We start from the raw sequence: 14,853 nt of genomic DNA on the forward strand, positions 1-14,853 counted from the left end.
TTGTTTCTTTGTCACTTTGCAGCTTTGCCACTTTTTATAGTTTCAGAGTTTCAAAGCTTCAAAGTTTCAAAGTTGCAGAGCTTCAAAGCTTCAGAGTTTTAAAGTTTCAGAGATTTAGCTTTGTCTCTTTTTATAGTTTCAAAGTATCAAAGTTGCAGAGCTTCAAAGTTTTCAGAGTTTCAAAGTAACAAAGTTTCTAAGTACAAAGTTTCAGAGCTTCAGGTTTTTAGGTTTTTTTGCTTTTAGAGATTTTGACTTGTTTCTTTACCACTTTGCAACTTTGCCTCTTTGTAGCTCTGCCGCTACTACTTCACTATTTTGCCTCTTAGGTACTTTGTAACCTCATAACCTCATAACCTTATAACCTTTTAACTTTTCAACTTAGCCTCTTTGTAGTTCTGCAGCTGCTACTTCACCACTTAGCCCCTTAGGTACTTTGTAACTTTATAACTCCTTAACTCCTTAACTTTCCTCCAACTTAGATAATAACTCCAGCCAGCGTTCTTCCTTGGTTTCTATGTCTTCAATAATTTTCTGCAACGCTTCCGAAAGTTTGTTTATTTCCTCGGGTGATAAATCGGGATTGTTAAACTTTGCTTCTAGTTCTTTTTTGTCAAACGCTAACGAATTTAACTTGCTTTCAATATTTTTCAGTTCTTTTTCTTCGTTGTAAGAGAGTTTGTTGTCTTCTGTTTTTTTCCAAGCTTTTTTATCTTTCTTGTCTTCTTGGGTGTTGGAAATTACAGGTTGGCTATCTTCATAAACTCTGTAATCGGTATAATTCCCTGGGAAATCTTCAATGACGCCTTCACCTTTAAAAACAAAAAGATGGTCGATGACTTTATCCATAAAATAACGGTCGTGCGATACTACAATCACACATCCAGGAAAATCCAATAAGAAACTTTCCAATACATTCAGGGTGACGATATCTAAATCGTTTGTAGGTTCATCCAGAATTAAAAAATTAGGATTTTGAATTAAAACCGTACATAAATACAGGCGTTTACGTTCGCCACCACTTAGTTTTTCAACAAAATCGTATTGTTTTTTTCTGCTGAATAAAAAGCGTTCCAGCAATTGTTGAGCCGAAATTTGACGTCCTTTTTTTAACGGAATGTAATCGCCAAATTCCCGAATCACATCAATGACCTTTTGCTCTGGTTTTATGGTGATACCGTTTTGGGTGTAATAACCAAATTTGACCGTTTCGCCTAAAATTACTTTTCCAGAATCTGGTTTTGTAGTTTGTGTTAAAAGGTTTAAAAAAGTGGTTTTTCCAGTACCATTTTTTCCAATAATTCCAACACGTTCCCCATTTTTAAATAGGTATTCAAAACCATCAAGGATTACTTTATCCTTAAAGGATTTGGATACTTTATGGAACTCTACCACTTTGCTGCCCAAACGTTCCATGTTGAGTTCTAGTTGTACTTCATGGTCGTTTCGGCGTTGGCTGGCACGGTGTTTAATATCATGAAAATCGTCTATACGCGATTTCGATTTTGTAGTACGTGCCTTTGGTTGGCGACGCATCCATTCCAATTCTTTTTTAAAGAGCTGTTTGGCTTTGCCGGTTTCCACTTCGGTTTGTTCAATTCTGGCTTCGCGCTTTTCTAGATAATAGGAATAATTGCCTTTGTAGCTATACATTTGCCCTTCGTCCAGTTCTATAATTTCGGTGCATACGCGTTCTAGAAAGTAGCGGTCGTGGGTTACCATAAATAGGGTGATGTTTTCTTTTGCAAAAAAGGCTTCCAACCATTCGATCATTTCCAAATCTAAATGGTTTGTAGGCTCATCAAGAATTAACAAATCGGGTTTGTTTATTAGTGCGTTCGCTAGCGATAAACGCTTTTTCTGCCCCCCAGAAAGCGCTCCTACTTTTTGATTTAAATCTTCAAGTTTTAGTTTGAAAAGTATTTGTTTGTATTGCGTTTCAAAGTCCCAGGCTTGGTGCTGTTCCATTTGTTCGAATGCTTTTTGGTAAGCATCCGAGTTTTCAGGGTTTAAAAGTGCCCGTTCATAATTTGAAATAACTTTTAAAATGGGATTGTCGCTTGCAAAAATGGTTTCTTCAACCGTTAGGTTCTTGTCCAATTTTGGGTCTTGCGATAAAAATGAAACTACAATGCCATTCCTATAGGTTATATTACCGGAATCGGCTTCATCATCACCAGAAATAATATTTAAAATAGAGGTTTTACCCGTGCCATTTTTCGCTACAAAAGCTATTTTTTGGTCTTTATGGATACTAAAAGAAATGTTTTCGAAGAGTGTAAGCTCTCCGTAAGATTTCGATATATTTTCAACAGTTAAATAATTCAAAGGGTTATTTTTTTTTGCAAATAAAGGATAAAAAACCAAAAATAGCGTTATAAGTTTTATTGTTCCATGCTAAAAGTTATATTTGTGCTAAATCAAATAGCCCTATGATGAAACAAACATTCCTGTTTATTTGTGTGTCAATCAGTGTTTTATGTTCTTCGTGTATCACCAATAAAGATGTCGTTTATTTACAAGATAAAGGTACTGTTAAACAGGATTCATTATTGATTAAAGAATTGTATAAACCTTACAGGGTTCAAGTTAATGATATTTTAAGTATTAATGTAAAGGCTTTGGATAATGAGCTTACGGCTATTTTCAATCCTGTTGGAGCTAACAATATTGGTACAGCACAAGGACAATCGGGTTTGTATTTTAGTGGTTTTACTGTTGATTTACATGGTAATATTAAATTTCCTATTCTGGGAGAGATTAATGTGTTAGGTTTTACAACTAAAGAAATTGAAGAAAAAGTTAAAAGTGAGTTGTTGGCTCAATATTTCAAAGAATCGGCAGAATTATTTGTTACCGTAAAATTGGCAGGTTTGAGATATACCACCATAGGCGAGGTTGGTACAGGTGTGTATACGTTATTCCAAGATAGGGTTAATATTTTAGAGGCTTTAGCAAATGCGGGCGATATCAGTCAGACAGGTGATAGAAAAGATGTTTTGGTTATCAGGCAATACCCCGACGGACAAAAAATACACCATATAGACTTAACAGATATTGCGGCAATGGATTCGCCTTATTATTATATTCAGCCCAATGACATTATATTGGTGAAACCTTTAAGGCGTAAAGCTTTAGGGGCAGGACAAACGGCTATTCAGAACATCACCACGATAGCTTCTATATTGTCTGTATTAGTGTCAACCTATTTTTTAACTCGAAATCTTTAAAGTTTAAGTTATGATTGAAGAATTTGAAGTTTCAGAGTCGGGTGCAAGTAGTTTCAATATAAAAAAGTTTTTATTCAGGGCTTTAAGTTATTGGAAGTTTTTCTTATTGCTATTGGCTATTGGTATTTTCTTTGTGTATCAAAAAAACATACGGGAAGAGTTCTCTTACCGCTTAGGAACTAAAATTTCTATTGAAAATGATAACAATCCGTTATTCACATCCAATGCCAGTTTAACCTTCAACTGGGGAGGTGTTACAGCTAAGGTCGAAACCATGATTGTAACCTTGAAATCGAGGTCACACCATGAAAAAGTAGTGGATCGCTTAGAGTTTTATAAAAGCTATTTAAAACAGGGCAGGTTTAGAATGCAAGATATTTATAAAGCGGCACCTTTTAGATTTTACCATGATTATAATGCCCCCCAACTTTTAAACATTCCAGTAAAGATCACCTTTTTAAATGCAGATTCTTTTGAGTTGGAAGCCGAGTTTTTAAATCCTAGTGTACAAGTGCAAAATTACACTACTAAAGATATTTCAACGGTTGGTGTATCTGCTGGAATTTTTAAAGAGCAGTTTAAGATAGGAGATACCATAGACTTGCCATTTTTAAAAGGTGTTATTAATTTGGCTGAAAACCGAAAAGCCCATGTAGGCGAGCCATTCTTTATACAATTTAGTAATTTTGATAGTACGGTTGCCAGTTATCAAGGCAGAACAGCCATAGGGAGTACTGCAAATTCCCCCATACTTGATATTTCCCTGATACATAAGAATACAGAAAAGATAGTTGATTATTTAAATGGCATTGTAGCCGTTTTAGGTGAAGACCAATTAAATAGAAAAAACCAATATGCTACCAACGCCATTAATTTTATAGATGAACAAATTTCTAGAGTAAAAGGCGAATTATCTGAAAATGTTGAAGCACTTAACGACTACAGAAAGAAGAACAAGATTTACACACTTGATAATGAAACGGACCAGTTAAAAGACAAGCTAACAAAATTTGATGCCGAAAAGGAAGCTATAACTAGACAACTAAATTATTATTCCAATCTTAAAAACTATTTGTTAACAAGTAACACATTTACCGAAATACCAGCCCCATCTATAGCAGGTATTGGGGATGGCAATATTTTAGCAAATGTTTCCAAAATAAACGATTTATCCGTTCAAAAATCGAAGTTGCAGTATTCGGTGCGTAGTGATGCATCCGTTTTTAATGATTTAAACAGACAAATTGAAGGTATAAAAAATGTCCTTTTAGAAAACATTAGTTCGGTTACTAATGGTTTAAAAAGGGAGTTAAGTACCGTTAGTTCTAATCTACATGCTATTGAATCCCAGTTTAGCAAGCTTCCGGAAGATCAACAACAGTTAATCACTATTAAGCGCCAATATTCTTTAAGTGAACAAACTTACAATGCTTTTTTAGCAAAACGAGGTGAAGCACAAATGATTAAAGCGTCGAATGTATCAGATATTTTAGTTATCGATCCTGCCAAAAATACAGGAGCGACTGTTTTAGGTAGAAATTTAAACATTCGATATGTATTTGCATTTTTTGGTGCTTTACTTATTCCCTTATTATTAGCGTTTGTTTTAACATTTTTAGATGATCATATCCATACTCCGGTAGATGTGGAACAATTATCTCCCATCCCCATGTTAGGGATTATTGGTAAAAATAAATTGGATAATAATTTAGTAGTTCATAGAAAGCCCAAATCGGCCGTTGCCGAAGGGTTTCGGGCCATACGTACTAATTTGCAGTATTTTTACAAGTCTAAAGACTTAGAAGGTGCCAAAACATTAATGGTAACATCATCTGTAAGTGGCGAAGGCAAAACATTTTGTTCCATTAACATTGCTACGGTTTTTGCATTAAGTGGCAAGAAAACTATTTTGCTGGGACTGGATTTAAGGAAACCAAAGATTTTTGGTGATTTTGATATTAAAAACGATATAGGTGTTGTAAATTATTTAATTGGGCAAGAGCCGTTGGAGACTATCATTCAGCACACAGAAATTGAGCATTTGGACGTTATTACCTCGGGGCCCATTCCTCCAAATCCTTCAGAGTTATTAATAAGTGAAAAGCTTGCAGAACTGCTAACAGCTTTAAAAGATACCTATGATTATATTGTTTTGGATACACCGCCAGTAGGTCTGGTAGCTGATGCATTAGAACTGTTAGAGCATGTAGATGCTTCTTTGTATGTCATTAGACAAGATTATACAAAGAATGGGATGCTTCATTTTATAAATGAAAAATATAAAACCAAACAAATAAAAAATATCAGTTTCATCTATAACGGCTACGACCGAAAAGCAAAATATGGTTACGGCTACGGCTACGGTTACGGCTATGGCTATGGCTACGGTTATGGTTACGGCTATGGAAATTATGCCAATGGGTACCATGAAGAGTCTAGGAATAAAGGGGTTTTAAATCGTTTGAAGTCTCTTTTTAGATCCCATAAAGGACGCTAATTTGTTTTTTGAAGCACGCTATCCATACACTATCTACAGAGTATCTACGGGGTATCTATGGAGTATCTACGGAGTAGTTATCTGTAATGTTTAATAAATCGAATGGAAGTCATATATTAGTGTAAATTAATGAAGACATTACTTAAATTGGCCATAGAAGCTGCTATTTATGCAGGTGCAGAAATAATGAACATTTATTCGGGTAGTTTTGAGGTTACTCTAAAACAGGATAATTCGCCATTAACAATAGCCGATGAACATGCCAATGCCATTATTAATGCGTATTTACAAAAAACAGCCATTCCTATTATAAGCGAAGAAAACAAGCAAATTCCCTACGAAATAAGAAAACATTGGGATATGTGTTGGATGGTAGATCCATTAGATGGCACTAAGGAATTTGTAAAACGAAATGGTGAGTTTACAGTAAACATAGCCCTTATACAGCACAATAAACCTGTTTTAGGTGTTATTTATGTTCCTGAAACCAAAATAGTGTATTATGCTCTGGTGTCAAATAACAAAGCTTATAAAGCCGAGTTGGATGCCCATACATTTACCGACGCTATTTTTAAAAACAGCACAGAACTGGTACCGCAAAAAGAGTTTGATAACCAGATTAAGATAGTAGGCAGTCGTTCCCACAAAAGTGAAGCAACAACCAATTTTATTAAAAATTTAGAAGCCCAAGGCCATGACATTCGCTTGGTTTCAAAAGGAAGTTCTTTAAAATTCTGTTTGGTGGCACAAGGTGAGGCTAGCATCTATCCTAGATTTGCACCTACTATGGAATGGGACACGGCTGCTGGACACGCCATCTGTAATGCGGTAGGTTTAAAAGTAATGCAGGTTGACAGAAGCGATGAATTGCAATACAATAAAGAAAATTTGTTAAACCCCTATTTTATAGTTCAATAAAAGCAATGGAACATAATAGAAAGCAAACATATACCATAAATAGGGAAGATAGGACCCTCATAAATAAACATAAGCCTTGTTTAATATGGTTTACGGGTTTGTCGGGTTCTGGAAAATCCACCATAGCTAATTTATTGGAAAAGGAATTGCATAAGCAAGATGTGCATACGTATACCTTAGATGGCGATAATTTGCGACGTGGTTTAAACAAGGATTTATTATTTACAAAAGAAGACCGGATTGAAAATTTAAGACGCACTGCCGAAGTCGCTAAATTGTTTATTGATGCAGGTTTGGTGGTTATAGCGGCTTTTATTTCACCGTACAACAAAACACGCGAAGATATTAAAGCTATTGTAGGTAGTGATTATTATATAGAAGTGTTTATAAATACTCCTTTAGAAGTTTGCGAGCAACGCGACGTTAAAGGTTTGTATAAAAAAGCACGGGCAGGCACCATTAAAAATTTTACAGGCATCAGTGCGCCTTTTGAAATACCGACAAACCCAACATTAGAAGTTGAAACGCTTAAAGAAAGCCCGGAAGAGGCGGTAGTTAGAATTTTAGATGTTTTAAAACGTAAATTGTGATAATCGGTTAAATAAGTTTGTCACACTGAGCCTGTCGAAGCTATATGAAGGAAGTTTAGGTAATAGGACTTCGACAAGCTCAGCCTGACAGAGTAACTATAAAAGTAAGAGAGTAAATAAGTTTGTCACACTGAGCCTGTCGAAGTGTTTATAGAAGAAGCTAAAAATGCTCAAACTGTCAAGGGAGCATATAAAGTAAAGTGTATGAAAAATTATTTTGTTTATATAGTTAAATGTGAAGACGGTTCTTTTTATACGGGAATTACAAATAATCTTGAAAGACGATTGTTTGAACACAATAAAGGTATTGATAAATACACTTATACATATCAAAGAAGACCAGTGGAGTTGGTATGGTTTGAAATGTTTACCGAACCTTCCCAAGCCATTATGTTTGAAAAGAAAATAAAAGGATGGAGTAGGAGAAAAAAGCAAGCTTTAATTGATGAAAATTGGGATAAATTAGTGGAATATTCAAAAAATTATACACAATATGGTAAGGATGGTGAGACTTCGACAAGCTAGTCTGATAACGGAAGTGGTATTAAAATATGCCTGTCATACAGAGCCTGTCGAAGTGATATGAAGGAAGTCTAGGTAATAGGACTTCGACAAGCTCAGTCTGACAGAGTAACTATATAGAAAGTAAGAGGAAAGATTAAGTTTGTCACACTGAGCCTGTCGAAGTGCTTATAGAAGAAGTCTTAGGCTGCTCAGATTGACAGAGAAGCCTATAAGTGAACATGTTGTCAAGCTGAGCCTGTCGAAGCTATATGTTGAGGCGCTAAGAACTGGACTTCGACAAGCTCAGCCTGACAGGGGAACTATAAAAGTAAAAGTTAAGTAGGAAAACAAAAGTTAAGAGCATCAAAACACACTAAATTGAGAAACCAAAAGCATGCAACTTGAAACCAAAATATATCAAAAGGAGAACAACTTAAAAATAGGCAAGCTATTAAAGGCAAGTGCCAAAGATTTTTTTGCTTCTCATTTTTTAGCAAAACAACTCGCTACCCGAGATATAAAATCGCAATACCGACAGTCGTATTTAGGGATTATTTGGGCATTTATTACACCTATTAGCTCTGCTTTTGTTTGGATATTTTTAAACTCAACAGGAACCGTAAACCTTTCAGATACTGGTGTGCCATATCCCGTATTTGTATTTTCAGGAACCTTAATTTGGTCTATTATTACAGAGTCTATCAATTCTCCGACAAGCAATACCAATGCAGCTAGAGGTATTATGACCAAAATAAATTTCCCAAAAGAGGCTTTGATTCTAACGGGCATTTATAAACTGCTTTTTAACAGTTCTATAAAAATAGGGCTGTTGGTGGTTTTAATTTTTGCGTTTGGTATCGGATTTCATTGGTCTTTATTATTATTTCCGTTCGCTATATTGGCGGCCATATTATTTGGTACTACTATTGGGTTGTTTATTACGCCTATCAGTCTTATTTATAATGATATTGCCAAAATCATCAGTATGGGTTTAAGCTTGTTGATGTATATAACCCCAGTGGTTTATGCCATTCCAAAAAGTGGACTTATGAAAACCATTATGGAGTTAAATCCATTTACGTCACTTATTTTAACTGCAAGAGATTTGGCTCTGGGAACTTCGCCAGCGTATTTGGGCTATTTTTGTTGGGTTTTTGCAATAAGTACCTCTTTGTTTTTTATTGGTCTGCTGTTTTATAGAACATCCATTCCTATAATCGTTGAACGTTTAAGTGCTTAGAAATTAATGAATGGTGAATCGTGAATTGTGAAATGGTGAAAGGTGAAAAGTGAAAAGTGAATCGGGGGATGGTGAAAAGTGAAAAGTGAATCGGGAAACGAGAACAACGTCTCACGCCTCACGTTTCACGTCTCACGAACAACGTTTCACGTAAAAATAAATAAATATGGAGCATAAAGATTTAGATGTATGGAAATGTAGCATGGATTTAGTTGAGGAAATCTATACCATGTCATCTAAGTTTCCAGATGATGAACGTTATGGTTTAACCAGTCAAATACGAAGGTCCGCTATTTCAATACCTTCTAATATTGCAGAAGGTTCTGGAAGAAAAAGTGATAAGGAATTAATTCAATTTATTTCAATAGCTTTAGGGTCATTAACGGAATTGGAAACACACTATTTGATCGCTATAAGATTAAAATATGTTGATGAAACTAAAGAATTAATGGCGTTAATAACAAAAGTAAAACAATTGTTATTAGGGTTTAGGAATTATTTGAAACGGAAATTGTGAATCGGGAATGGTGAAACGTGAAAAGTGAATCGGGAAACGAGAACAACGTTTCACATTTCACGTCTCACGCTTCACGTCTTGTACAAAATATGATAGAAGAAAAAAACATAGAAACAACCAATGAAGTCCTTGTCAAAGTAGAAGGGCTTTCAAAAAAATTCTGCAAAGATTTAAAAACAAGCTTGTGGTATGGCGTAAAAGATTTGATTTCTAATATTCACGGTAATAAAAGCGAAAGACTGTTACGCGATAAGGAATTTTGGGCGGTAAAAGATATTAATTTTGAGTTACGTCGTGGTGAATGTCTAGGCTTGATAGGTCATAATGGTGCGGGTAAGAGTACCCTTCTAAAAATACTAAATGGCCTAATAAACCCCGATGCCGGTAAAGTCACCATCAAAGGGCGGGTTGGTGCGCTTATAGAGTTAGGCGCAGGTTTTAACCCCATTTTAAGTGGTAGGGAAAACATATACAATAACGGGGCGGTTTTGGGGTTTACCAAAAAAGAGATTGATGCTAAAGTAGAAGACATTATAGATTTTGCCGAAATTCGTGAGTTTATAGACATGCCCGTACAAAACTATAGTTCTGGTATGAAAGTGCGTTTAGGCTTTGCCGTTGCTGCGCAAATGGAACCGGATGTATTGATTATTGATGAGGTTTTGGCGGTGGGGGATGTTAGTTTTAGGGCTAAATGTTATGAACGTATTTCTGAACTTATGAAAAGCTGTTGTGTTATTTTAGTCACTCACTCCATGCCACAGGTTTCTAAAATATGTACAAGTGCTATTTTAATGCATAAGGGGCAAATAAAAATTCAAGGTAATAACGGTTATGTAATTGAAGCTTATTATGATGATAATTTTGTTGAGGATAAGGCAACAATAATTCAATCAAATTATTGTCAACTAGATTATTTTAAAACTGATTTGAATGTATTTACAGGTAAAATTAAAAATTTTGAAATCAAATTAGGTTTAATTTCTGAGTTAGATTTGGATAATATAGAACTTAATCTTGTTATAATGAGTAGGGAATTAGCACCTGTTTGCCAGGGAAGTTCTAAATTTTTAAATCAAGATATAAAGTTAAACAAAGGTTTAAATGAATTTGTTTTTTCTATAGATGAAATTTATTTAAATACGGGATTATATAAATTTTCACTTACTGTGGATGATTGTTTAACGGGTAAAAAATATTTGTGGATTCAGAATTTGAATACTATAAAATTTATAAATGAGTTTACAGGTGTTAGTCCAGTAATGTTATCAGGTAAATGGGATAGAAATGTTTAAATTGTTTAAAGAAAATAATAAAGTATACCATATGGCAAGTATGGCGCGAAGTGGAGAAACTTTAATGCTTAAAATTCTTGCGGTACATCCAAATATAGAAATAGTTCATAACCTTGAAAAAAATGATAATGTAAATAAAGAAAGAGCATTTCAATTTTTAAAGACTTACAAAAAAGAAACCATTTCTAGAACTCATCCTGTTATTAGGCCTTATAACCTTGATAAAAATAAAATATTACTATTAAAACAAGGTGTATGGAAACATCCATATCCATTTAAAGGTTTTATTTTATCAAGAAACCCTGTTTCTATTTATGCTAGTTTAAAAACTTATGATAAAGAGTTGCCCCAATACAATAAAAATGATAATTTTTGGGAAGGTAATGAGGAACGATTTTTTAGATGGTTGAAGGATATTAATAAAAAATCAATTCCATTATTTAATGGAAAAACACCAGTTGAGCAGTTTTGTTTGTTTTATAACTTAAGAATGAAACAGCTTTTGGATACTAAATTACCTGTAATTAGATATGAAGATTTACTTTTAAATACAAAGCAGACATTAGAGAATGTTTGTAGTATATTGAAAATAGATATGAATGATAAGCTTTTAAGTGCGCATAGCTACTATGATGCTGGATTTGAAGGTCACGGCAAGAATGATTTGTCTAAACCTATCGATACTGCATCATTAATAAAATACAGACAGGATATCTCTGAAGAAGAATTTGATTTCATATCTAAAAACACTTATGAAACTTACACTCTATATGGATATAAATTGGAAAAATTTAATGTAGAAATGTTATAATGAAGAAAATAATCAACAAACTTTTAAGCTATTTTGGATTAAAATTAAGTCGCATAAAAAGTGTTCAAAAATCACCTAAAAAAAAAGAATCAGAGAGTCGAGGATTTGTCTTGAATGGTCATGTTAAAACCCCTTATGACAACCTGCCGTTTGCAGGAGAAGCACTTAAAAAGTTTATTACTGATTTTGATTTTCAAACCGTTTTAGATATTGGCAGTGGAGAAGGAAAGCACAGTGATATGCTTCAAAACGAAGGAAAAAAAGTAACCTCAATAGATTTTGGAAAATCTATATATTTTGAGAGGCGTAGCGAAAACCATACTTGTATTTTTGGAGATTATTATAGTCATGACTTTAAAGAACAATTTGATGCTATTTGGGCATCGCATGTTTTAGAGCATCAACCAAATCCAAATTTGTTTTTAAAAAAAACACATAATGATTTAAAAGAAGGTGGCATATTAGCAATTACAGTACCGCCTTTAAAACACGATATTGTAGGCGGACATGTTACTTTATGGAATGCAGGGTTGCTTATGTATCAATTAATAATGGCAGGATTTGATTGTAGAGATGTTTCTATAAAGTCATATGGCTACAATATAAGTCTTATTCTAAAAAAGAAAAGTATAATCTCTTACCCAGATTTAAGTTATGATAGTGGAGATATAATAAAGTTGAATGCGTTTTTTCCTCAAGGTACAACAGAACCTTTTAATGGAGATATTAAAGAATTAAATTGGTAAAGTAGATTATAAATTATAAAGGCGAGATAGGTTTAAAATAATTCATATTGAATAAAGTAATTTTTAATAGTATAAAAATTAATTGGTTTAACATAAACCAAAAAAAAATGGAACTAGGTTTTAGCTCTATTGGTGTACAATCCTACCCTATTGATGAAAATATATATTTAAATGGTTTTAAGAATAACAACAATGCTAAACTAGATATTGATGAGACTTATTTGGGTATACGTTTATATGATTTAACTATTTATAATATTTGTAATGATTTAATAATATTTAAAGATGAGTTAGAATTTGATTTACATAGAGAAGTTATATCTAAATGGTTTTCTATAGCAAAAATAATTATAGGTGATTTTGATAACATATTTAGTAGCAATACGTTTTCTTTGGTTATTGTTATTAATGGTTATTCACTCATAGATGCTTGTTTGTTGACCTTTGCAAAGAAGTACAATATGCCTTTTTTATGCATTGAGAATACGTCTAATAATAGTAGGATTGTTTGGGATGATATCTCTGGAAAAGTAGTCACATATAATTTAGCCAAAAAATATTTTCATAAGTTTAAAAACAAAGTCAGTAGGCAAAAGGCTGAATCTTACGCAATTCAGTTCAAAAGTACCATTTTTTGCAATAAAAAGGAAGAGCATATATCCAACATGAATAATTCTAAAATACCATTTGATAAACCCTATGTTTTATTTTTAGGTCAGGTGTATTGCGATGCAGCTCAATTGTTTGCTATTGAAGACGAGTTTAAAAATCCTGTGGAAATAATTAAGAATACTATAGATGTATGCCATGATTTAAATATCCCATTGGTTATTAAATTACATCCAAAAGAAATTGAAGGAATAAGTCCTGTAGTAGAGAAAATATATGGATTACCGACTTATAACAGAATAAAAAAATATGAATCTGAGAATGTATATATAGATTATCTTAACGATTATAATACATTCAAACTAATTGAGGAATCGCAAATTGTTGTTACTGTAAATTCACAAGCCGGATTAGAAGCCTGCTTATATAACAAACCAGTCTTGTCTCATTGTAATAGTTTTTACTCTGGTCTAGGGTTTACCTATGACTATAATAACAAACAAAATTTAAATAGTAACATAGAACATTTAATTAAAAATAGAACTGTTAATAATAAAAATTTAATATTGGCACAAAAATTTTTCTACATATTCTTTGAAAGATATTGTATAGAAAATTCAATGATGAGTTTATTTTATAAAACTTTACAGTCAGGTTTTTTTAATAAAAAAGTATGGTTAAGATATATGCAGGTAAAAATCGAAAGATTCATTAAAAGAACTATTAAGTCTTATACAGGTGTTTTTTATAAATACAAAAACAATAATGTGTGATTTGGGGAATTTTTATTACTATTAATGTAGCTTTAAAGGCATTTCTTTGTAAAAAAACAAGATAGTTGATGGAAAATCAAAATGGTATGGTTTCGGTAATAGTACCTATATACAATGCAGCTAAATATATTGAACAAACAATTCAATCAGTAATTAAACAAAGTTACGATAATTGGGAACTAATACTTGTAGAAGATGGTTCGGGAGATAATTCTATTGATATAATCAATAAGTATAGGGATGATAAAAAAATAATTCTATTACAGCATCCTGAAGGGGTTAATTTGGGTGTTTCAAAATCTCGAGAACTAGGAATTAAAGTTGCTAAAGGTGATTATATTGCTTTTTTGGACGCAGATGATATATTTTATCCTAACAAATTAAGTGACCAACTTAATATCTTTAAAAAGTTTAAAGATGTAATACTTGTACATTCAAAAGTTGAAATATTAAATGAATTAGAGTCCGTTTTTAAGAATGAGTTTGCCTTAGATGTCCACGATAGATTGTATGAAATACACGAAGAAGAAAGCTGGTTAAAGTCTAATAAGATATGTAATTCAACAGTAATTGTAAAATCTATGGTGTTGAAAAATCTCCAATTTGGTTTACCCCAATTATTTCAGTTTGAGGACTGGCTATTATGGAGTTTGATTGCTGAAAAAGGTAAGTTCTATTACCAAAATGTGCCACAAATAAAATATAGAATACACCCTACTTCTGCCACAACAGCTGTTTTGAAAAATAAACTAATATCACCATATTCAAAAATCGAATATTTAATTTCATTTTATTTGTTAACAAATTCGAGCGATTTTAATTCTAAAATTATTGAAGAATTGAGAGAATCAATTATTTATTTGTTAGGAATTTATTCAAATGAAAATTTAGATAAAGTTAACTCTTTTAGGTTGGATGTTTATAATAAAAGTGGTGGTGATATTATGTATGTAAAAAAATATAATGAATTATTTAGTAAATATTCTAAGTTACAAAAAGAGGTTGAAGAAATACGTAAATTCAAAAATTCAAGGATTTATAAGTTAACTAGAAAAATTAAAAATATTTTAAAGAAGGTTATATAGCATGAAACTACTCTTTATATCTCATGAAGCTACAAGAA

The 14,853-nt window shown here is 32.8% G+C and carries 13 protein-coding genes; 12 read left to right on the top strand and 1 reads right to left on the bottom strand.

Annotated elements, in window-relative coordinates:
- Positions 1–462: 462 nt before the first annotated feature.
- Positions 463–2,328, bottom strand: a complete 1,866-nt coding sequence (locus tag ACGLWY_RS11350; protein ID WP_396619782.1) for an ABC-F family ATP-binding cassette domain-containing protein — start codon at positions 2,326–2,328, stop codon at positions 463–465.
- Positions 2,329–2,432: 104 nt separating this feature from the next.
- On the opposite strand from ACGLWY_RS11350, the gene ACGLWY_RS11355 reads away from it, so the two are divergent.
- From ACGLWY_RS11355 to ACGLWY_RS11410, 12 genes are all read left to right on the top strand, one after another.
- A complete protein-coding gene (locus ACGLWY_RS11355) occupies positions 2,433–3,230 on the top strand; it encodes a polysaccharide biosynthesis/export family protein (protein WP_396619783.1) in 798 nt (265 codons plus the stop codon).
- Between the two features lie 10 nt (positions 3,231–3,240).
- Positions 3,241–5,727, top strand: coding sequence for a polysaccharide biosynthesis tyrosine autokinase (locus tag ACGLWY_RS11360; protein ID WP_396619784.1), 2,487 nt, complete (start codon positions 3,241–3,243; stop codon positions 5,725–5,727).
- A 129-nt stretch (positions 5,728–5,856) separates the two neighbouring features.
- Complete coding sequence (cysQ, locus tag ACGLWY_RS11365; protein ID WP_396619785.1) at positions 5,857–6,645, top strand: 3'(2'),5'-bisphosphate nucleotidase CysQ; 789 nt, start codon at positions 5,857–5,859, stop codon at positions 6,643–6,645.
- Positions 6,646–6,650: 5 nt separating this feature from the next.
- Positions 6,651–7,235, top strand: a complete 585-nt coding sequence (gene cysC / locus ACGLWY_RS11370) for an adenylyl-sulfate kinase (protein WP_396619786.1) — start codon at positions 6,651–6,653, stop codon at positions 7,233–7,235.
- Between the two features lie 144 nt (positions 7,236–7,379).
- Positions 7,380–7,760, top strand: coding sequence for a GIY-YIG nuclease family protein (locus tag ACGLWY_RS11375; protein ID WP_396619787.1), 381 nt, complete (start codon positions 7,380–7,382; stop codon positions 7,758–7,760).
- 373 nt (positions 7,761–8,133) lie between these two features.
- A complete protein-coding gene (locus ACGLWY_RS11380; RefSeq protein WP_396619788.1) occupies positions 8,134–8,979 on the top strand; it encodes an ABC transporter permease in 846 nt (281 codons plus the stop codon).
- A 166-nt stretch (positions 8,980–9,145) separates the two neighbouring features.
- The gene (locus tag ACGLWY_RS11385) at positions 9,146–9,496 is read left to right on the top strand and encodes a four helix bundle protein (protein ID WP_396619789.1); all 351 of its coding nucleotides are present in this window, start codon (positions 9,146–9,148) and stop codon (positions 9,494–9,496) included.
- An 89-nt stretch (positions 9,497–9,585) separates the two neighbouring features.
- Positions 9,586–10,791: an ABC transporter ATP-binding protein gene (locus ACGLWY_RS11390; protein ID WP_396619790.1), complete on the top strand. Its 1,206-nt coding sequence runs from the start codon at positions 9,586–9,588 to the stop codon at positions 10,789–10,791.
- Position 10,792: 1 nt separating this feature from the next.
- Positions 10,793–11,602, top strand: coding sequence for a sulfotransferase domain-containing protein (locus ACGLWY_RS11395; protein WP_396619791.1), 810 nt, complete (start codon positions 10,793–10,795; stop codon positions 11,600–11,602).
- Entirely contained in the window at positions 11,602–12,348 is a 747-nt protein-coding gene (locus ACGLWY_RS11400) for a class I SAM-dependent methyltransferase (protein ID WP_396619792.1), read from the top strand. The genes ACGLWY_RS11395 and ACGLWY_RS11400 overlap by 1 nt, the downstream gene beginning before the upstream one ends.
- Positions 12,349–12,395: 47 nt before the next feature.
- Positions 12,396–13,730, top strand: coding sequence for a hypothetical protein (locus ACGLWY_RS11405; RefSeq protein WP_396619793.1), 1,335 nt, complete (start codon positions 12,396–12,398; stop codon positions 13,728–13,730).
- Positions 13,731–13,798: 68 nt separating this feature from the next.
- The gene (locus ACGLWY_RS11410) at positions 13,799–14,815 is read left to right on the top strand and encodes a glycosyltransferase (RefSeq protein ID WP_396619794.1); all 1,017 of its coding nucleotides are present in this window, start codon (positions 13,799–13,801) and stop codon (positions 14,813–14,815) included.
- Positions 14,816–14,853 lie beyond the last annotated feature (38 nt).

This window comes from Mariniflexile sp. HMF6888, assembly GCF_044335535.1.
Taxonomy (GTDB): Bacteria; Bacteroidota; Bacteroidia; order Flavobacteriales; family Flavobacteriaceae; genus Mariniflexile.

What these genes read in the sequence shown, in the direction of transcription:
- ACGLWY_RS11355 (WP_396619783.1), top strand. Translation starts at nt 2,433, where the DNA reads ATGATGAAACAAACATTCCTGTTTATTTGTGTGTCAATCAGTGTTTTA.
- ACGLWY_RS11360 (WP_396619784.1), top strand. Translation starts at nt 3,241, where the DNA reads ATGATTGAAGAATTTGAAGTTTCAGAGTCGGGTGCAAGTAGTTTCAAT.
- cysQ (WP_396619785.1), top strand. Translation starts at nt 5,857, where the DNA reads ATGAAGACATTACTTAAATTGGCCATAGAAGCTGCTATTTATGCAGGT.
- cysC (WP_396619786.1), top strand. Translation starts at nt 6,651, where the DNA reads ATGGAACATAATAGAAAGCAAACATATACCATAAATAGGGAAGATAGG.
- ACGLWY_RS11380 (WP_396619788.1), top strand. Translation starts at nt 8,134, where the DNA reads ATGCAACTTGAAACCAAAATATATCAAAAGGAGAACAACTTAAAAATA.
- ACGLWY_RS11385 (WP_396619789.1), top strand. Translation starts at nt 9,146, where the DNA reads ATGGAGCATAAAGATTTAGATGTATGGAAATGTAGCATGGATTTAGTT.
- ACGLWY_RS11390 (WP_396619790.1), top strand. Translation starts at nt 9,586, where the DNA reads ATGATAGAAGAAAAAAACATAGAAACAACCAATGAAGTCCTTGTCAAA.
- ACGLWY_RS11400 (WP_396619792.1), top strand. Translation starts at nt 11,602, where the DNA reads ATGAAGAAAATAATCAACAAACTTTTAAGCTATTTTGGATTAAAATTA.
- ACGLWY_RS11410 (WP_396619794.1), top strand. Translation starts at nt 13,799, where the DNA reads ATGGAAAATCAAAATGGTATGGTTTCGGTAATAGTACCTATATACAAT.